We start from the raw sequence: 18,282 nt of genomic DNA on the forward strand, positions 1-18,282 counted from the left end.
CGCCAGAAACCTGCTAGTAGCTCCGCCTTCAGCAAGAGTGAATACCGGATTTGCCTGAGCATGCGGCTCGAAACGAGCGCGCACAATGCTTTCTGGCCACCCCCTAAGTGAGTTTATTCATGCCTCGCGACAGCGACAAAGACAACGATTCCCGCGGCCGGCGTGATCGAGGCCCGGGCAGGGGTGGCCCGCCCAAGGGCCGGTCCGGCAAGCCGCGTGGCCCTGAGAAGAAATTCGCCAAGCGCGGCCCTGAGGGCAGGAGCGACGCCCGCCCGCCCCGTGGCGACCGCGACAGCCGTCCGCCTCGCGCCGACCGCGGGGATCGTCCGTTCCGCCGCCGCGAGGAGGGCGATGCCCCGCGCCGCGATTTCAGCGACCGTCCGAAGTTCAAGCGCGACGACCGTGGTGGTGAGGAGCGCGGCGAGCGCAGCTTCAAGCCGCGTGGCGACCGCCCGTTCTCGGATCGCGGCGCGCGCGATGGCGAGAAGCGGCCGTTCAAACCGCGCGGTGATCGCCCGTCCTATGGCCGTGACGACCGTCCGCCGCGCAGCCGGGATCGCGACGATTCCCGTCCCGCCGGCCGGTTCGGCGACAAGAAGTTCGGCGACAAGCGGCCCTACGCGCCGCGTGGCGACCGCCCGGAACGCAAGTTCGACGGCGAGCGGAAGTTTTCGCGTGGTGCGCCGGATCGCGAGCGCGACCGTGGGGATCGCAGCGATCGCCCGCGTGACTTCGGTGACCGCCCGCGCGATCGTGGCGAGCGCAGCGATTCAAAGCCGTGGCAGAAGCGCGACGCGGGTCCGCGTGGCGATCGTCCGCCGCGTAAGGACTTCAGCAAGGGTCCGCGCAAGGATTTCGGCGGCCGTGACCGCAGCGAAGACAAGCCCTGGCAGAAGCGCGACGATCGGCAGGGTGGCGGCGTTGACCGTCCGCGTTTCTCGCGCTCGCGCGACGATCGCGCGTCCGGCGATCGTCCGTTCCGCGAGCGGCCCAAGTTCGATCGGCCCAAGTTCGATCGTCCGCGCGACGACCGTCCGAAATTCGATCGGCCTCGTCGTGACAGCGATGGCGAACGCGGCGGTGACCGTCCCAAATTCAATCGTCCGCGCGAGCGCTCCGAGGGCCGCTCCGACTGGCACGAGCATCCGCGCAGCGAAGGCCGCTCCGGCGACCGTCCGCGCCGTGAAAACGAGGATGAGAGCAGGATCTTCGAGAAGCGCCCCGCCTTCGGTGGCCGCGGCGCCTATCGTGACCGTGATCGGGATTTCGAGGGCCGTCCGCGCCGTGACGAAGCACCGAAGCCGAAAAAGGCCGGCGAGCGTATCGCAAAAGTGCTGTCGCGTGCGGGCCTCGCCTCGCGCCGCGACGCCGAGGAGATGGTCACGCAGGGGCGCGTCGCCGTCAACGGTCGCGTCATCAATTCGCCGGCGCTCGACATCACCTCGAACGATGTCGTCACTGTCGACGGCAAGCCGTTGCCGGAGCGTGAGCGTACGCGGCTGTTCCTCTACCACAAGCCGCGCGGGCTGATGACGACGCATGACGACCCCGAGGGCCGTCCGACCGTGTTTGACAATCTGCCCGAAGGCCTGCCGCGGCTGATCTCGATCGGCCGGCTCGACTTCAACACCGAAGGCCTGCTGCTGCTCACCAACGACGGCGGGCTCGCGCGTACGCTCGAGTTGCCGGACACCGGCTGGCTGCGCCGCTACCGCGTCCGCGCCCATGGCGACGTCACCCAGGCGCAGCTCGACGAATTGAAGAACGGCATCGAGGTCGAGGGCGTCAAATACGGTCCGATCGAGGCGACGCTGGAGCGCGACCAGGGCGCCAATGTCTGGCTGGTGTTCGCGATCCGCGAAGGCAAGAACCGCGAGGTGCGCAACGTCTGCGCCCATCTCGGGCTCGAGGTGAACCGGCTGATCCGCGTGTCCTATGGACCGTTCCAGCTCGGCGAGGTCCCCGAAGGCCAGGTCGAGGAGATCAAGTCACGCGTGCTGCGCGATCAGCTCGGCGACAAGGTCATCGAGAAGTCGGGCGCGCAGTTCGACGTGCCGAAGAAATCTTCTTCACCCGACGGCGAAGCGCCACGCGAGAAGAAGCCTGCCAGCAAGCGTGACGTGATCAACGATCGCAAGGGCCGCCGCGTGCTGGTACAGCGCACCGGCAGCGAGGAGGCGCGCGAGCGCAACGAGGCCGAGGCCAACGGCTACGGCCCGCCGCGCCGGCCCAAGCGCGGCTATCACGGCAAGCGCGATCTGACGCCGCGGGAGGACTGATTGCGCGTCGTCGGCGGTCGTTTGAAGGGGCGCAATCTCGCCTCACCGTCCTCGCGCGACATCCGCCCCACGGCGGACCGGCTGCGCGAGTCCGTGTTCAACATCCTCGTGCACGCCTATGACGATCCGATCGAGGATGCGCGCGTGCTCGATCTCTTCGCCGGCACCGGTGCGCTCGGCATCGAGGCGTCCTCGCGCGGCGCGAAGTTCACGCTGTTCGTCGACAACGGCGCCGAGGCCCGCGCGCTGCTGCGCAACAATGTCGAGACGCTCGGCCTTGGCGGCGTGACCAAGGTCTATCGCCGCGATGCGACGGATCTTGGCCCTGCGCATCCCGTCGAGCCGTTCTCGCTGGTGTTCCTCGATCCGCCCTATGGCCAAGGATTTGCGGAGAAGGCGCTCGCGAGCTTGCGCGACGGCGGCTGGCTCATGCCGGGCGCGCTGCTCGTGGTGGAAGAGGCGAAGGCTGCGCAGTTCGTGACGCCTGAGGGCTTCGAGGAATTGGAGCGGCGGGCTTATGACGACACGGAGTTCGTGTTTTTGAAGAGGCCGTAGTCTCGCTGCCGTAGGGTGGGCAAAGGCGCAACGCGCCGTGCCCACCAACTTTCTGCGATCGCGGTAGGTGGTGGGCACGCTTCGCTTTGCCCACCCTACGAAGATCATCTCCGCCCGAACAGCTTCTCCACATCGCTCAGCTTCAGCTCGACATAGGTCGGGCGGCCGTGATTGCACTGGCCGGAGTTCGGGGTGTCCTCCATCTCGCGGAGCAGGGCGTTCATCTCCTCCGGCCGCAGCCGGCGGCCGGCGCGCACCGAGCCGTGGCAGGCCATGGTCGCGGCGACGTGCATCAGGCGGCGCTCCAGCGGCAGCGCCTCGTCCCATTCGGCCATGTGCTCGGAGAGATCGCGCAGCAGCCCGCCTGCATTGGTCTTGCCGAGCAGCGACGGCGTCTCGCGCACCGCGACCGCGCCGGGGCCGAAGGACTCGATGGCGAGGCCAAACGATGCGAGCTCTTCGCTGCGCTCCAGCAGGCGCTCCACCGTGGCCTCGTCCATCTCGACGATCTCGGGGATCAGGAGGATCTGCCGTTGCACGCCGTTGGCGGCGAGCGAGGCCTTCAGCCGCTCGTAGACGATGCGCTCATGCGCGGCATGCTGGTCGACGATGATAAGGCCGTCGCGAGTCTGCGAGACGATGTAGGTCTCGTGGATCTGGGTGCGCGCCGCGCCGAGCGGGCGGTCGACGAGGTCGCTGACGGGTTGGGTCTCGATCCGCACGTCCGCACTGGGCGCGCCGACATCGAATGCCGCCTGTGCGCGTTCGGCGAAGACGGGCGCAGCCGATCCGTCGAACGACGGCATCGGTGCGACCGGGGCGGATGGCGAGGCGCGCCAGTCCCAGCTCGCAGGCCGCGGCGTGAAGGCCGGCCGGAACGAGGACAACGCGCTCTCGCCACTGTTGGCGGCCGTGCGCCGGCCCTCGCGCGCGAGCGCGTCCTTCAATCCGTGCACGATCAGCGCGCGCACGAGGCCGGCATTGCGGAAGCGCACCTCGGTCTTGGCCGGATGCACGTTGGCATCGACCTCGCGCGGATCGAGCGTGACGAACAACGCCAGCACCGGATGGCGGTCGCGCGGCAGATAGTCGGCGTAGGCCCCGCGCACGGCGCCGAGGATCAGCTTGTCGCGCACGGGACGGCCGTTGACGAAGAGATATTGCCCGAGCGCGTTCGCCTTGGTCAGCGCCGGCGCCGCGGCATAGCCGGCGACCACGACGCCCTCGCGCTCGGCATGGACCTCGATGGCGTGGCTGCGGAATTCTGCGCCGAGGATATCGCCGAGCCGCGTCAGCCGTCCGGCGGCGCCAGGCAGCGCCGCGGTCCAGGTCACCGGCGCGCGCTCCTCGCCGGCCAGCGTGAAGGCGACGTCGGGCCGCGCCATGGCAAGGCGCCTGACCACCTCACGGATCGCCTCCGCCTCGGTGCGATCGGTCTTTAGGAATTTCAGCCGCGCGGGCGTTGCATAGAAGAGGTCGTTGACCTCGACGCGCGTGCCGTGGGCCAGCGCCGCCGGCATGATCTCGGACTTGTCGCCGCCCTCGACTGACAGCGCCCAGGCATGTGGTTCGCTCGCGTGCCGCGTCGTGATGGAGAGACGCGCGACGGAGCCGATCGAGGGCAGCGCCTCGCCGCGGAACCCGAGCGTGCGGATCTGGAGCAAATCCTCGTCGTCGAGCTTGGAGGTGGCATGGCGTTCGACCGCGAGCGCCAGGTCCTTCGCGGTCATGCCGCCACCGTCATCGGTGATGCCGATCCGCCGCCGCCCGCCGCCATCGGTGAAGACGTCGATCCGGCTGGCGCCGGCATCGATGGCGTTCTCGACCAGTTCCTTGACCACGCTTGCCGGACGTTCGACCACCTCGCCGGCGGCGATGCGGTTGACGATTTGCTCTGGCAGTTGGCGGACGGGCATGGGGCTTTCGATCTGGATTCGCTGACGGCGCTATTCTAGGCCGTGTTGCGTCAAAAGCATGTGTTGGGCAACAGCCGTGTGGCGGCCTGGGGAAGAGGGATGCCTATCACATTGAAGGGATTGGACGTTCGAGAAAATTGCGCAACCGGGACGGAGCGATCGTCCTGCTGCCGTCCTGATTGTGGGGGGCCGGGCAGCGGTGTAGCATCGTGAAAAAATGGCAACAGGACGGGAGGACGCCATGTGCAATTTCTTCGCGCACCAGCCCCAACGCAACTACGAATCCCAGACCCGCTCGTTGCGGATCGGCGGGCACTGCACCTCGATCCGGCTGGAAATGGCGTTCTGGGACACGCTGGAGGAGATCGCGGCCAAGGAGAGCATGAGCGTCGGCAAGTTCCTGACCACGCTCTACAACGAGGTGCTCGACCATCACGGCGAGGTCAATAATTTCGCCTCGCTGCTACGCTGCTCCTGCCTGATCTACCGCTCCCGGAGCGTGACGCAGGTGCAGGATTTCAAGGCAACCGTCGCGCCGATCCTTGATGCGGCCGAGTAGCTTTCCCGACAAAAGTGCGTAGCCCGGATGAAGCGAAGCGCAATCCGGGATTCAGCTCACCCGCGAGCACCCCGGATTATGCTTCGCTCCGTCCGGGCTACGATATTCTCTCCGCCGTCATTGCGAGGAGCCCGCGACAAAATTGCGTAGCAATTTTGCGCTAGTGCGACGAAGCAATCCAGACCGTCACCGCGGCGGGATTCTGGATTGCTTCGCTTCGCTCGCAATGACGGGAGCAGGAAACGGTTTCCTTTGAACCTTCAAATCTCCTTTTTCTGCATCGCCCCCGCAATGTAATCCGCCTGCCGGATCGCGAGTGCGACGATGGTCAGCGTTGGATTGCAGGCCGCCCCGCTGGTGAACTGACTGCCATCCGAGACGAACAGATTCTTGACGTCGTGGCTCTGCCCGAACTTGTTGACCACGCCATCCCGCGGCTTCTCGCTCATCCTGTTGGTGCCGAGATTGTGCGTGCTCGGATAGGGCGGCGTCGGATAGGTCACGGTGGCGCCGACGGCGTCATAGACCGCAGCACCCTGCTTGTAGGCATGTGCGCGCATCGCGAGATCGTTGGGATGGTCGTCGAAATGCACGCTCGCGACCGCTTGCCCGAACTTGTCCTTCACGCTCGGGTCGAGCGTGATGCGGTTGGTTTCCTGCGGCATGTCCTCGCCGACCAGCCACATGCCGGCCATCCTGGGATAGCCGTCGAGCGCTGCGGTGAACGGACGGCCCCAGGCGCCGGGATTGAGGAAGGCCGCCATGAACGGCAAGCCGATCGACAGCGTCTCCATCTCGTAGCCGCCGACGAAGCCGCGCTTCGGATTGTTGGCGGATTCATCACGGATAATGCCGGCCATAGTGGTGCCGCGATACATGTGCACCGACTTCTCGAACACGGCGTAGACGCTGCCGGTCATGTGCCGCATGTAGTTGCGCCCGACCTGGCCCGATGAATTGCCGAGGCCATCGGGGAACATGGTCGAGGCACTGTTCAACAGCAACCGCGGGCTTTCAATCGAGTTGCCGGCCACCGCGACGACGCGCGCCTTCTGGCGCTGCATCGCGCCACTCTCGTCGGCATAGACAACGCCGGTCACCTTGCCGGAGGCGTCGTGCTCGATCTTGACCGCCATGCTGCTCGGCCGCACTTCGAGATTGCCGGTCGCCTCGCCCTTGGGGATCTCGGTGTAGAGCGTCGACCATTTCGCGCCGGATTTGCAGCCCTGGAAGCAGAAGCCGATCTGCTGGCAGGCGCCGCGGCCGTCACGCGGCTGGCTGTTGATGGCCATATTGCCGGTATGCACGGTCTTGTAGCCGAGCTTCTTCGCACCGGCCTCCAGCACCTTGAAATTATTGTTGCCGGGAAGTCCGGGAATGCCGTTGGTGCGGGTCACGCCCATCTTGTTCTCGGCCTTGGCGTACCATGGCTCGATCTCGGCGAGCGTCACCGGCCAGTCCAGCAGGTTCGCGCCGGGCAGGCCGCCGTAGGTGCTCTTCACCTTGAACTCATGCTCGTCGAAGCGCAGCGACGCGCCGGCCCAATGCGTGGTCGAGCCGCCGACCGCCTTGACGATCCAGGCGGGAAGGCCCGAAAAATCCTTGGCGACGCGCCATGTCCCCGACGTGGTGCGGGCATCGGTCCAGGCGAGCTGGGAAAAGCTCTCCCACTCGTCGTTGACGAAATCCTGGTTCTCGATGCGTGGGCCGGCTTCAAGGATGACCACCTTGACGCCCTTCTGCGCGAGCTCGTTGCCCAGCGTGCCGCCGCCGGCACCGGAGCCGACGATCACCACAACGCTGGAGTCGTTCAGATCGAATTTTGCCATATGCGTTCTCCTGAACCGTTGGGTGAGCCTTAAGCCTTCGGCAGCCAGTCGATGTCGGCAAAGCCGCGGTTGATGTAGCCGCCGTGCTCGGCGGAGGAGCCTTCGTAGCCGAACCGCGGCCAGACCTCTTTCTGGTTGTAGAGCGACACGACGAGGTCGCCGCGCACCTTCTGGAAGAAGTCGCTCTGCTCGATCTCCGTCAGCAGCACCACGCGGTCGGCTTCCCATGGCACTTCGGCGTAAGCCACCTTGTGGCGATCCCGCGCGTTCTGATCGAGCCGCGTGATGCCGTCGCTGATCAGAGACTTGACGGCGGGGTCCTTGGCCGCCTTGCCGTCCCACGGCTTGATCGCGGTGATGTAGTAGCTGTCGCCGAGGACGTCGTGCGGATAGATGTCGCGCGCGACCTTCAGCAGCGTCTTCATCGTTGCGGGCGAGAGCGTGCTGGCATCATCCGCCCAGGCATCCTCGATGCTGACGGCGACGCTGGTCGCGACAGCGACGACCGGAACGGCGGTCGCCGCGCCCTTGAGAAAGACGCGGCGGCTGTGCTTGCTTCGACGATCGACTTCTCTCATGGCATTCCTCCGTAGATTTTGTGATTTGGATTTTTGTGATTTTGATCAGCCGAAACGACCCCCTCGCTGGATCACCTCGATCTTGTAGCCATCGGGATCGCTGACGAAGAAGAAGCGCGCCAGCGTCTTGCCGTCGTGCTTGAAGTCGCGCAGCGGTCCCGGTGCGAGCTTCTCGCGCTCGAAGCGGGCATGTTCGGTATCGAGATCGTCGACCACCACGGCAATATGTCCGTAGCCGTCGCCGAGCTGGTACGGCTCCTTGCGATCGAAATTCACCGTCAGCTCCACCTCGAAAGGTGAGGAGGGGTGACGCAGGTAGATCAGGGCAAAGTCCGAAAATTTCAGATGGTCGGCGACCTCCAAGCCGAAGGCGCGCTTGTAGAAGTCGAGCGAGCGGGCCTCGTCGAGCACGCGGATCATGGAATGAACGGGCTTTGCCATTCAGTTCAGCTCCTTCAGGTAGGTGATGATGGCGGCGCGCGTCTCCGGCTTCGCCTGCCGGTAGACCATGGTCACGCCGGGAATGACGGCTTGCGGATTGCTCAGCCAGGCGTCGAGCCTGGTCTCGTCCCAGGCGAAGTCCGCTTTCGACAGCGCCTCTGAGTACTTAAAACCTTCGGTCTTGCCGGCGGGACGGCCAACGACCTTCACCAGTGCGGGGCCTTGCCGCGCCGGTTCTGACAGGTTTGTCGTGTGGCACACCGCGCATTGCTGCTTGAACAGCGTCGCGCCATCCGGCGGCTTGCCGGCCGGCAAGGGCATTTGCGCATCGGCAACCCGCGTCACCAGCACCATCGCGGTGCACAATCCAAGCACGACTGCGCGCATCGCCAAGAATCCGCCCATCCACATCAACGTGCGCAAACTCTAGGCGGCGTCAAAGATGCGGTGGTAGTAGCGGGCTGTTTCGATGCCGCGGAGACACTGGTGACCGCGTGTGTTCCGCAATGCCTTATATGCGGAGCACAATTCCGCGAAACTGCCGTCAAATCCCTAAACGATCACCACACCATGCGCATTGCATGACGATTGCGCCGCTTAAACTCCCTACGCGATGCGATGACCCGGTGCAGGTGAGCGGCGCAGGATGCAGCCGAGCCATTCGTCGCGGAAGAATCCAGGAGAAATGGATGAAGTTGGTGAAGACCTCGATGATCGCATGCGCTCTGTCGGCTCTCATTGCGACGCCGGTTCTCGCGCAAGGCGCGCCACCCGCCAAGACGGGCGGCACCGTGCAAAGCAAACCGATGCAAGGCAGCACAATGGGCAGCGGGGATGAGGAGATGAATGCTCAGCCGGGCGCTGCGGGCGAGAAGACGGGCATGAAGTCGACCAAAGGCACCAGGGGCACGGTCGGCACCACCGGTAGCGCTGCGCATAAGGGAACCGCCGACGATTCCGCGACGGGCGGTGCAGCCCCAGCCAAGCGCTACTAGTCCCGCCGGGGTGAAGCAAGCAGACTCCGGTCGCCCTGCGGCCGGAGTTTTTTTGACTGGGTCTGCTTTGTTAGTCGTCGAAGCGGCCGCCGCCGCGCCCTGCCTTGATGTCGCTGCGGCGCTTCTTGCCGTCGAGCCGGCGCTGCTTGGAGCCAAAGGTCGGCCGCGTGGCGCGGCGCGGCTTCGGCCGTATCATCGCTTCGGTCAGGATCTCGGTGAGCCGGTCGATGGCGTCCTGACGGTTGCGCTCCTGGGTGCGGAAGCGCTGGGCGTGGATCACGATCACGCCGTCCTTGGTCATGCGCTGGCCGGCGATGCGGGCGAGCCGGATCACCGCATCCTCCGGCAGGGTCAGCTTGCGCGTGTCGAAGCGCAGCTGGGCCGAGGTCGAGACCTTGTTGACGTTCTGCCCGCCCGGGCCGGAGGCGCGGACGAAGCCGATCTCGATATCGTCCTCGTCGATGACGAGATCGCGGGATATCCGCAGCATGATGGCACCATTCGTGATGTCCGGACATATCGCGGACGTCCACGTTCGGCAATGGCGCATCCTGGAAACGCAAATGGCCGGGCGAGCCCGGCCATTTCAGGAAATGTCAGGGGACGTCAGTTCGACTTCGTCGCCGGTGCCGCGGCCGGTTGCGCGGCGGCCTGTGGGGCGCGGCCGACGACCACGGTCAGGAGGCCCTGGCCCCAGAGGCGCTTGGCGGCCGCCTTGGCGTCGTCCAGTGTCACCGCATCGACGATGGCGTTTCGCTTCTCGATATAGTCGATCGGCAGCTTGTCCTGCTGGTATTGCAGCAGCGCCTGCGCGAGCTTCGAGGAGGTATCCAGCGCCAGCATCTGCGAGCCCTTGAGGTAGGACTTGGCTTCGTCGAGCTCCTTCTGCGTCGGGCCCTCCTCGGCGATGCGGCGCACTTCCTTGTCGATGGCGTCGATGGTGTCGCCGGCACGGTCGGCGCGGGTGCCGGTGTTGCCGATGAAGACCGCCGAATGCTCCATCCAGAGCAGCGATTCGAACACGGAATAAGCCAGCCCGCGCTTCTCGCGTACCTCGCGATAGAGCCGGGAGGACAATCCGCCGCCGCCCAGGATGTGGTTGACGACATAGGCGGCCATGAAGTTCGGATCGTTGCGCTTCACGCCGGGGCCGCCGAAGGTGATCACGGTCTGCGGCACGTCGAGCGGCACGAACGCGCGCTGCGGCGGTTTTGCCGCCTCGACGTCGGCGACCGGCGTGAGATTGGCTTTTGCGGGCAGGCTACCAAAAGTGTGGTCGAGCAGCTTGCCGAGGGTGGCCGGATCGACGTCGCCGACCACCGCGATCTTCAGCCCGTCCTTCGCAATCACGCGGCCGACATAATCCTTCATGTCGGCGACCGTGATGGTCGGCACGCTGTCCAGCGTGCCATTGGTCTGCCGGCCATAGGGATGGTCGCCGAACGCGACCTCCAGGAATTTTCGGCTCGCCAGCGAGGACGGATTGGTGGTCTCGCGGCGCAGGCCCGAGATCACCTGTGAGCGGATGCGCTCGACGTCGGCGGTGTCGAAATGCGGCGAGGTCAGCGCGCTCCTGAGCAGGTCGAAGGCCTCGTCCTTGTTGTCGCGCAGCATCCGCAGGCTGCCGCGGAACGTATCGCGGGTGGCGCTGAAGGAGAGCTCGATGGCGCGGCGGTCGAGCCGCTCATGGAAGGTCTTGGAGTCGAGATCGCCGGAGCCTTCGTCGAGGAGATCACCGACCAGATTGGCGACGCCGGACTTGTCCTTGGGATCCTGCGCCGAGCCGCCGGCAAAGGAATATTCCATGGCGATCAGCGGCACCGTCGCATCCTGTACGAACCAGGCTTCGATGCCGCCCGGCGAAGTCAGGTGCTGGATCTTTGCGGCCGCCTGAGACGGCGACACCGTAGCCAGCGCGAGTGCCGCGCCGGTGGCAAGCGAGAATGCAACGCGTCGAAGGAAGGGATAGGTCACGAACGCTTCTCCTCACGCTTGGCGGCACTGGTGTCCTTGATCAGATAGCCCGTCACCGATCGCTTCTTCTCGAGCCATTTCTGCGCGACAGTGCGAACCTGCTCGGCGGTGACCGCGCGAATGCGGTCGGGCCAGCTCCTGATGTCCTCGATCGAAAGGCCCGTGGTCAGCGCGCCGCCATACCAGCGCGCCAGCACCGCCTGGTTGTCCTGGGCGTAGATCGCTTCCGCAATGAGCTGGGTCTTGACCCGCTCGAGGTCCTCGGCGCGGATCGGGTTCTGCGCGATGTCGGCGATGACGCCGTCGACCACTTGCTCGACATCGGCAAAGCTGACGCCCGGTTTCGGCGAGGCCGAGATCGCGAACTGGGTCGGGTCGAGCGAGATGCTCGAATAGCTGGCGCTGGCGGACACCGCGAGCGGCTTGTCGACCACGAGCGCGCGGTAGAGATAGGAATTGCTGCCGCTGCCCATCAGCTGCGCCAGCACGTCGAGGGCGGCGCTTTCACCGGCCGCGGCGGTGGTCGCCGACGGTACGAGATAATAGCGGCGCAGGCCCGGCTGCTCGACGCGCGGGTCGGCCAGCGTGACCGTGCGCGGCGCCGCCGGCTCCGGCTCCTGCGGACGGATGCGCCGCTCCGGGATCGCGGGCTGGGCCGGAATGGAGCCGAAATTCCGCTCGACCAGCGGGCGGATGTCGGCGGCTTCCACGTCGCCGGCGATCACGAGGATCGCGTTGTTCGGCGCGTAGAAGCGGCGGTAGAAGGCGAGCGCATCCTCGCGGTCGAGCTTCTCGATCTCCTGGTGCCAGCCGATCACCGGCCGGCCGTAGGGATGATTGAGATAGAGCGCGGCCATGATCTGCTCGTTGAGCCGCGCGTCCGGATTGTTGGCGACCCGCATGTTGTACTCTTCGAGCACGACGTCGCGCTCGGGCAGCACGTTCTCGTCCTTAAGGATCAGGCCGGTCATGCGATCGGCCTCGAACTCCATCATGGTCGGCAGCTGCTCTTTCGGCACGCGCTGGTAGTAGTTGGTGTAGTCGACCGAGGTCGAGGCGTTCTCGTTGCCGCCGACGCGGAGCACGGTCTGGGAGAATTCGCCGACCGGATGCTTCGAGGTGCCCTTGAACATCAGATGTTCGAGGAAGTGCGCGAGCCCGGACTTGCCCGGCGTCTCGTCGGCCGAGCCGACCTTGTACCAGATCATCTCCGTGACCACGGGCGTGCGGTGGTCCGGGATCACCACGACCTGCATGCCGTTGGCGAGCGTGAAGCTGGCGGGCGGGGCCGACGTCACCGTGGTCTGGGCGAGGGCGGCGCTGGCTGAGAGGACACTCGTCGAAAGCAGCGCGGCAAGGAGGCAGGCGGCCGATCGGTAAGAGGACATCATAATCCTTATGAAAAGGCCGAACCCGGATGTCCGGCTCGGAGGCACGGCATGCTACACCGTGCGGCTGAGGCTTCGCGTCACGAAGCAGAGAACTCAACGCGGTGGCAAGTTACTGATAAGCAATATGCAGACTGCGTCCGGCGTGCGTAAGCCGCCGGTGCCAGGATGCGCCTGTCAGGATGTCGCGGTGGGGCAGGAGCGCTATTATTCCTTTTCCTTGCCCGACATGATGTCGAAATAGGTCCGGCGCGACTTGTCCGGCCCTGCGCCATAGGCGTAGTTCGGCGAGGGGGTCTGGTAGCCCGGCGGCGGCTCGACCAGCGACGAACGCGGCGGCTCACTGGTGAATTTCTTCTCTTCGGAGCTGTTGCCGCCCTTCATCATGTTCCAGAGACCGCCGGCGTAGCCGAGTTCGGCGGGACTGAGCGACGGGTTGCCGTTGGTGCCCGGCTGGATCGGGTCATTGCTTGTACGGGGGGCTGCGGCGACCTCGCCGGCCTTCATCTCGGCGGGCGTCAGCGGTTGGGCCGCCTGCCAGTTCTCCGTCGCCTTGGTCGCCTTCTTGCGCGCTGCGATGGCTTCCTTGCGGCGCTTCTCTTCGGGGTCCTTCGGCCAGTTCGGAGCATTCTTGGCCTGGGTTGCCGGAGGCGGCAGGTCGAGCTTGGGCGGCACGACGAGCGGCGAGCGCTCGCGGTATTCGATGCCGGGCTTTTCCATGCTCTTGGCACCGATGCCGGACATCAGATTGTCGATGATCTTCTCTTCGAAGGTCATCCCGTCATCATCATCGTCGTCGTCACCGGCACGGACCGGGCCTGCCGTCATGACGAGGCCGATGCCGAGCGCGACAGCGGACAATTTCAACGCCCGCCAGAACCCCGCTTTGGGGTCTCGAACCATCGAACCGCTGGTCTCGGAGCTGCGCATCACTGTACCTGTTCCATATTGTGGCAGATTGCTGCACTTTGCCGCTCGCACGCGGCCAATCCTCGCAAAACGCAGGGTTCCACCTGCCGGTCCGTATCGGCCGGGATCAGGGCGCTTTTGCGGCGGGTACCCCCAGGAAGGAATCATACAATAGCGCCGCCACCCCGACAACGATGGCCACGTCCGCGAGGTTAAACACATACCAATTATAGGTATTTCCGCCGATCTCGATGTGGAACAGGGCGAAATCGACCACCGCGCCGTAGGCGAAGCGGTCGATGCCGTTGCCGATCGCGCCGCCGATGATCAGCCCGAGTGCGACCGTGGCGAGCAGGGTGTGCGAGCGGGCCATCCAGATGGCGAGGGCGACCACGGCGACGACCTTGACCGCCATCAGCGCGATCTGCGCCGACTGGCCGTCGTTCTGGAGCCAGCCGAAGCTGATGCCGATGTTCCAGGCCAGCACCAGGTCGAAGAACGGCGTCACCTTCACCACGCCACGGCGGGCGAGGTCGAACACGTTCAGGAGCCACAGCTTTGAGGCCTGATCGGCCACCAGCGTGACCACGGCCGCGAGGATGCCGGCGCGAAGCGGGGTCATGGCCGGGGATCAGACCCCCACCCCCAGCGCCTTCCATTCGCGCAGCGCCTGGGCGTCGCGCGGGGTGACGTCGGGGTATTCAGGGTCTTCACCGACCATAGGCGAGATCTTCCAGGAGCGGGCGCATTTGGTGCCCACGGCCTTCTCGACGACGACCGCGACGCCGGGCACGGCATCGAGACGGAACGCGCCCGCAGGCGCCTCGCCCTCACGCACCTCGTAGTTCGAGGTGATGCAGACCTCGGCGAGATCGGTGTCGAACAGCGTCGCCAGCATGTCGCGGTCGGCGACATAGATCACCGGTGAGGCCTCGAGCGACGAGCCGATGTTCTTGGCGGCACGTTCGAGCTCCAGCGCGCCGGTCACGACGCGGCGGACGTTGCGGATCGTCTCCCATTTCGCGGCGAGTTTGTCGTCGCGGAGCTTCTCGATGCCTTCGGGAAACAGGGTCAGATGGACGGAAGGCTCCGCGTTCGGCCGGAACATGCGCCAGGCTTCCTCGGTCGTGAAGCTCAGGATCGGCGCGAGCCATTTCAGGAGGGCATCGCACAACAGGTCGATCGTGGTGAGCGCGGCCTTGCGCGCCGGCGACGACGGCGGGTCGCAATAGAGCGTGTCCTTGCGGATATCGAAGTAGAACGCCGACAGCTCGGAGTTCATGAAGGCTGCCAAGCTCGCGACCACGGTCTTGTAGTCGAAGGCGGCATAGGCCTTGCGAACGGTTTCGGCATGGCCGGCCAGTTCGTGCAGCATCAGCCGCTCGAGCTCGGGCATCTCGGCATAGGCGACCTTCTCGCTCGCCTTGAAGTGATGCAGCGTACCGAGCATCCAGCGGATCGAGTTGCGCAGCTTGCGATAGGTCTCGATGGTGTTCTTCAGGATCTCCGGGCCGATGCGCTGGTCGTCGGCATAGTCGGTGGCGCAGACCCACAGGCGCAGGATGTCCGCGCCCGAATCCTTGATCACCTTCTGCGGCTCGACGGTGTTGCCGAGCGACTTCGACATCTTGCGGCCGTTCTCGTCGAGCGTGAAGCCGTGGGTGAGCACGATGTCGTAGGGCGCGCGGCCCCGCGTGCCTGCGCTTTCCAGCAGCGAGGAATGAAACCAGCCGCGATGCTGGTCGCTGCCTTCCAGATACATCACGGTGTCGTTGCCGCCGTCGATCTTGCGGACGATGTTGCCGAGCTGCGGGAAGTTCTGGCGATCCTCGAGCACGAAGGCGTGCGTGGAGCCCGAATCGAACCAGACGTCGCAGATGTCGTCGACCTTCTTCCAGTCCTCGCTCGCGCGGGACCCGAGGAAGCGCTCGCGGGCGCCGTCCATGTACCAGGCGTCGGCGCCTTCCTCCATGAAGGCTTCGGCGATGCGCTGGTTGACGATCTCGTCCTGCAGGATCTCTGCCGAGCCGTTGCTCTTCTCGCGCACGAACACGGCGATCGGCACGCCCCAGGCGCGCTGGCGCGAGATCACCCAGTCCGGACGATTGGCGATCATGCCGTTGATGCGGTTCTCGCCCGACGGCGGCACCCATTGCGTGACCGAGATCGCGTGCAGCGCGCGGGCGCGCAGCGTGTCGCCCTTCTTCGCATGGCCGTCATCGCTGATGTCCTTGTCCATCGCGATGAACCATTGCGGCGTGTTGCGGAAGATCACCGGCTTCTTCGAGCGCCAGGAGTGCGGATATTGATGCTTGAGGCGGCCGCGCGCGAGCAGCTTGCCGCCCTCGATCAGCGCCTTGATCACGGCCTCGTTGGCATCGCCCTTCTCGCCCTTGTCGTTGAGCACGCGCTTGCCGGTGAAGCCGGGGGCCTGCGCGGTGTAGGCGCCGTTCTCGTCGACGGTGTAGGGGATCGCGGTCGGGATGCCGCGCGCATCGAGCTCGCGGGTGTTGGCCGTCCAGACGTCGAAGTCCTCGCGGCCGTGGCTCGGCGCGGTGTGCACGAAGCCGGTGCCGGTGTCGTCGGTGACATGCTCGCCGGCGAGCAACGGCACGATGAACTCGTAACCGCCACCGAACCCGCGCAGGGGATGGGCGCATTCCACGGCGTCCAGCGTGTCGCCGGGAATGTCGCGCACCTTCTCATAGGACGTGACGCGCGCCTGCTTGAACACTTCTGCGGCGAGCGCATCGGCCAGGATCAGGAGATCGCCGGTCTTGGCCCAGTTGTCGGCGGGCGCATCCGTCACCTTGTAGAGTCCGTAGGCGATTTTCGGCGAGAACGAGATCGCGCGGTTGCCGGGCAGCGTCCAGGGCGTGGTGGTCCAGATCACGACCGAGGCACTGGCAAGTGCGCCATGCGCCGGTGACGTGACGGGAAACTTCACCCACACCATGTCGGAGGTGTAGTCCTCGTACTCGACCTCGGCTTCCGCAAGCGCGGTCTTCTCGACCACGCTCCACATCACCGGCTTGGAGCCGCGATACAGCGTGCCGTTGGCCGCGAACTTCATCAGCTCGCGGGCGATCTGCGCTTCGGCCGGATAGCTCATCGTCTGATAGGGATGATCCCAGTCGCCGATGATGCCGAGCCGCTTGAACTCCTCGCGCTGCACGTTGATCCAGTGCGTCGCATAGGCGCGGCATTCCTTGCGGAACGCCACCATCGCGGCGGAGTCGCGGAAGTCGGGCTTCTGCTTGCCCTTCTTGCGGTAGTTCTCCTCCTCGATCTTCCATTCGATCGGCAGGCCGTGGCAGTCCCAGCCCGGCACGTAATTGGAGTCGAAGCCGAGCATCTGCTGGCTCTTGGTCACGACGTCCTTGAGGATCTTGTTCAGCGCGTGCCCGATATGGATGTTGCCGTTGGCGTAGGGCGGGCCGTCATGCAGCACGAATTTGGCGCGGCCCTGGGCTTCCCGGCGCAGCTTGTCGTAGAGGCCGATGTCGTTCCAGTACTTCAGCAGTTCCGGCTCGCGCTGCGGCAGGCCGGCGCGCATCGGGAAATCCGTCTGCGGCAAATAAAGGGTCTTGGAATAGTCTTTGGCGTCGGACTTTTGCGGCTTTTCGGACATGGGGCTGACTGGCTCGGAAGGGCGCGGAAACGGATAGCGACTGGAATCGCGGGGTGAAACGACGAAATCCCGGTCTTGCGCCGAGCCTTCAGGCTCAGGCGGAAGCCGGGCCGCTAATCCCTATGATGCGCCGCGCAAACATGGGCTCTCCATAGCAGGGGCCCAAGGGAAGCGCAAAAGGTAGAAGCGCAAAAGGTTCGGCGGGCCGGATTTGGGCCTCAATCGATCACGCCAAGCCGCGGAAACGCGTCCGGGGCGGCGGCCAGCACGGCGCGGGCGCGGGCGGAATCGTCGTCCATCTGGCGGATCAGGGCCTCCAGGCTGTCGAATTTCAGCTCCTCGCGGATGAAGCCGACGAAGGCGCAGTCGAGCGCTTGTCCGTAGAGGTCGCCCTTGAAGTCGAACAGGAAGATTTCCAGCAGCGGCGCGCCATTATCAAAGGTCGGACGGCGGCCGAAGCTTGCCACCCCGTCCAGCCGCTCGGCGCCGCGGCCGACCCGCACCGCATAGATGCCGTGCTTGAGGCCGCAATTGGCATCGAGGCGGATGTTGGCGGTGGGATAGCCGAGGTCGCGGCCGCGCTTCTCGCCGTGGATCACCTCGCCGGTGATGAACCAGGGCGCGCCCAGCATGGTGGTGGCCTCGTCGATGAGGCCCTCGGCGAGCGCGATCCGGATGGCGCTGGAGGAGACCGGCCGCTCGTCGATGTCGACATGGGCCTGCACGTCAACCTCGATGCCGAGTCGAGGCGCCTCGTTGACCAGGAGGCTCGGCGAGCCGACGCGACCCTTGCCGAAATGGAAGTCGTAGCCGACCGCGATGCCGCTGACGCCGAGGCGTCCGATCAGGTCATGGTGAATGAAGTCTTGCGCGCTGGTCCCGGCCCTGGCCTTGTCGAAGGTCATGACCACGGCGCCGGCGAGCCCGGTGCCGGCTAAAAGCCGCAACTTGGCCGGCTCGTCCGTCAGGCGGAATTGCGGGGTGTTCGGGCTGAAAAACCGGCGCGGATGCGGCTCGAAGGTCAATGCCAGCGCAGGGCGGCCATGCGCCCGGCCCATCTCCAGGGCGGCTGCGATCACCGCACGATGGCCGAGATGAACGCCGTCGAAATTGCCCATGGCGACCACGGCGCCCCGCAAAACCGCGGAATCCGGCGTTGTGTCGCGGATAACGGTAAAATGCGGGACCATCAGGGGAATTCTCGAAGCGGCAGGACCGGCGGACCGTG

General features: G+C 65.6%; 16 protein-coding genes. 4 read left to right on the top strand and 12 right to left on the bottom strand.

Annotation, left to right across the window (positions count from 1 at the left end):
• The first annotated feature begins 119 nt into the window (after window positions 1-119).
• A complete protein-coding gene (locus tag CT676_RS13785) occupies window positions 120-2,279 on the top strand; it encodes a pseudouridine synthase (RefSeq protein WP_167768046.1) in 2,160 nt (719 codons plus the stop codon).
• A complete protein-coding gene (gene rsmD, locus CT676_RS13790) occupies window positions 2,280-2,834 on the top strand; it encodes a 16S rRNA (guanine(966)-N(2))-methyltransferase RsmD (RefSeq protein ID WP_085403357.1) in 555 nt (184 codons plus the stop codon).
• Window positions 2,835-2,938: 104 nt separating this feature from the next.
• Here the strand turns inward: rsmD and mutL are convergent, their stop codons facing one another.
• Window positions 2,939-4,750 (bottom strand): DNA mismatch repair endonuclease MutL, encoded by a 1,812-nt coding sequence (gene mutL, locus CT676_RS13795; RefSeq protein ID WP_135214811.1) that lies wholly within the window; start codon window positions 4,748-4,750, stop codon window positions 2,939-2,941.
• A 241-nt stretch (window positions 4,751-4,991) separates the two neighbouring features.
• On the opposite strand from mutL, the gene CT676_RS13800 reads away from it, so the two are divergent.
• Window positions 4,992-5,309, top strand: coding sequence for a ribbon-helix-helix domain-containing protein (locus tag CT676_RS13800; RefSeq protein WP_085403355.1), 318 nt, complete (start codon window positions 4,992-4,994; stop codon window positions 5,307-5,309).
• A gap of 260 nt (window positions 5,310-5,569) precedes the next feature.
• On the opposite strand, the gene CT676_RS13805 is transcribed toward CT676_RS13800, so the two are convergent.
• The 4 genes from CT676_RS13805 to CT676_RS13820 are packed head-to-tail and all read right to left on the bottom strand — an operon-like array spanning window position 5,570 to window position 8,544.
• Window positions 5,570-7,138 carry a GMC family oxidoreductase gene (locus tag CT676_RS13805; protein WP_085403354.1) on the bottom strand — a complete coding sequence of 523 codons (1,569 nt, stop codon included), beginning with the start codon at window positions 7,136-7,138 and terminating at the stop codon, window positions 5,570-5,572.
• Between the two features lie 29 nt (window positions 7,139-7,167).
• Window positions 7,168-7,716: a hypothetical protein gene (locus CT676_RS13810; protein WP_063985596.1), complete on the bottom strand. Its 549-nt coding sequence runs from the start codon at window positions 7,714-7,716 to the stop codon at window positions 7,168-7,170.
• Window positions 7,717-7,761: 45 nt separating this feature from the next.
• Entirely contained in the window at window positions 7,762-8,157 is a 396-nt protein-coding gene (locus CT676_RS13815; protein WP_085403353.1) for a VOC family protein, read from the bottom strand.
• Window positions 8,158-8,544, bottom strand: a complete 387-nt coding sequence (locus tag CT676_RS13820) for a c-type cytochrome (protein ID WP_085403433.1) — start codon at window positions 8,542-8,544, stop codon at window positions 8,158-8,160.
• A 302-nt stretch (window positions 8,545-8,846) separates the two neighbouring features.
• Between CT676_RS13820 and CT676_RS13825 the strand changes: the two genes are divergently transcribed.
• The gene (locus CT676_RS13825; RefSeq protein ID WP_085403352.1) at window positions 8,847-9,152 is read left to right on the top strand and encodes a hypothetical protein; all 306 of its coding nucleotides are present in this window, start codon (window positions 8,847-8,849) and stop codon (window positions 9,150-9,152) included.
• A gap of 70 nt (window positions 9,153-9,222) precedes the next feature.
• Here CT676_RS13825 and arfB read toward each other — a convergent pair whose 3' ends face one another.
• From arfB to CT676_RS13860, 7 genes are all read right to left on the bottom strand, one after another.
• Complete coding sequence (gene arfB, locus CT676_RS13830; protein WP_063985592.1) at window positions 9,223-9,642, bottom strand: alternative ribosome rescue aminoacyl-tRNA hydrolase ArfB; 420 nt, start codon at window positions 9,640-9,642, stop codon at window positions 9,223-9,225.
• Window positions 9,643-9,758: 116 nt separating this feature from the next.
• Window positions 9,759-11,126: a pitrilysin family protein gene (locus CT676_RS13835; protein ID WP_085403351.1), complete on the bottom strand. Its 1,368-nt coding sequence runs from the start codon at window positions 11,124-11,126 to the stop codon at window positions 9,759-9,761.
• Entirely contained in the window at window positions 11,123-12,514 is a 1,392-nt protein-coding gene (locus CT676_RS13840) for a pitrilysin family protein (protein WP_071917123.1), read from the bottom strand. Before CT676_RS13840 ends, CT676_RS13835 begins: the two co-directional genes overlap by 4 nt.
• Before the next feature lie 207 nt (window positions 12,515-12,721).
• Window positions 12,722-13,444, bottom strand: a complete 723-nt coding sequence (locus CT676_RS13845; RefSeq protein ID WP_085403350.1) for a hypothetical protein — start codon at window positions 13,442-13,444, stop codon at window positions 12,722-12,724.
• A 106-nt stretch (window positions 13,445-13,550) separates the two neighbouring features.
• A complete protein-coding gene (lspA, locus tag CT676_RS13850) occupies window positions 13,551-14,045 on the bottom strand; it encodes a signal peptidase II (protein ID WP_085403349.1) in 495 nt (164 codons plus the stop codon).
• Window positions 14,046-14,054: 9 nt separating this feature from the next.
• Complete coding sequence (gene ileS / locus CT676_RS13855) at window positions 14,055-17,054, bottom strand: isoleucine--tRNA ligase (RefSeq protein WP_135214812.1); 3,000 nt, start codon at window positions 17,052-17,054, stop codon at window positions 14,055-14,057.
• 218 nt (window positions 17,055-17,272) lie between these two features.
• Window positions 17,273-18,244 (bottom strand): bifunctional riboflavin kinase/FAD synthetase, encoded by a 972-nt coding sequence (locus tag CT676_RS13860; protein ID WP_085403347.1) that lies wholly within the window; start codon window positions 18,242-18,244, stop codon window positions 17,273-17,275.
• Between the last annotated feature and the right edge of the window lie 38 nt (window positions 18,245-18,282).

The sequence above is a fragment of the Bradyrhizobium sp. MOS001 genome (genome assembly GCF_004634465.1).
In the GTDB taxonomy this organism is placed as follows: Bacteria; Pseudomonadota; Alphaproteobacteria; order Rhizobiales; family Xanthobacteraceae; genus Bradyrhizobium; species Bradyrhizobium barranii.

Bases quoted from the DNA above. Each gene is read 5' to 3' on its own strand.
- CT676_RS13785 (WP_167768046.1), top strand. From the start codon at position 120: ATGCCTCGCGACAGCGACAAAGACAACGATTCCCGCGGCCGGCGTGAT.
- mutL (WP_135214811.1), bottom strand. From the start codon at position 4,750: ATGCCCGTCCGCCAACTGCCAGAGCAAATCGTCAACCGCATCGCCGCC.
- CT676_RS13800 (WP_085403355.1), top strand. From the start codon at position 4,992: ATGTGCAATTTCTTCGCGCACCAGCCCCAACGCAACTACGAATCCCAG.
- CT676_RS13805 (WP_085403354.1), bottom strand. From the start codon at position 7,138: ATGGCAAAATTCGATCTGAACGACTCCAGCGTTGTGGTGATCGTCGGC.
- CT676_RS13810 (WP_063985596.1), bottom strand. From the start codon at position 7,716: ATGAGAGAAGTCGATCGTCGAAGCAAGCACAGCCGCCGCGTCTTTCTC.
- CT676_RS13815 (WP_085403353.1), bottom strand. From the start codon at position 8,157: ATGGCAAAGCCCGTTCATTCCATGATCCGCGTGCTCGACGAGGCCCGC.
- CT676_RS13820 (WP_085403433.1), bottom strand. From the start codon at position 8,544: ATGCGCGCAGTCGTGCTTGGATTGTGCACCGCGATGGTGCTGGTGACG.
- CT676_RS13825 (WP_085403352.1), top strand. From the start codon at position 8,847: ATGAAGTTGGTGAAGACCTCGATGATCGCATGCGCTCTGTCGGCTCTC.
- arfB (WP_063985592.1), bottom strand. From the start codon at position 9,642: ATGCTGCGGATATCCCGCGATCTCGTCATCGACGAGGACGATATCGAG.
- CT676_RS13840 (WP_071917123.1), bottom strand. From the start codon at position 12,514: ATGTCCTCTTACCGATCGGCCGCCTGCCTCCTTGCCGCGCTGCTTTCG.
- CT676_RS13845 (WP_085403350.1), bottom strand. From the start codon at position 13,444: ATGCGCAGCTCCGAGACCAGCGGTTCGATGGTTCGAGACCCCAAAGCG.
- lspA (WP_085403349.1), bottom strand. From the start codon at position 14,045: ATGACCCCGCTTCGCGCCGGCATCCTCGCGGCCGTGGTCACGCTGGTG.
- ileS (WP_135214812.1), bottom strand. From the start codon at position 17,054: ATGTCCGAAAAGCCGCAAAAGTCCGACGCCAAAGACTATTCCAAGACC.
- CT676_RS13860 (WP_085403347.1), bottom strand. From the start codon at position 18,244: ATGGTCCCGCATTTTACCGTTATCCGCGACACAACGCCGGATTCCGCG.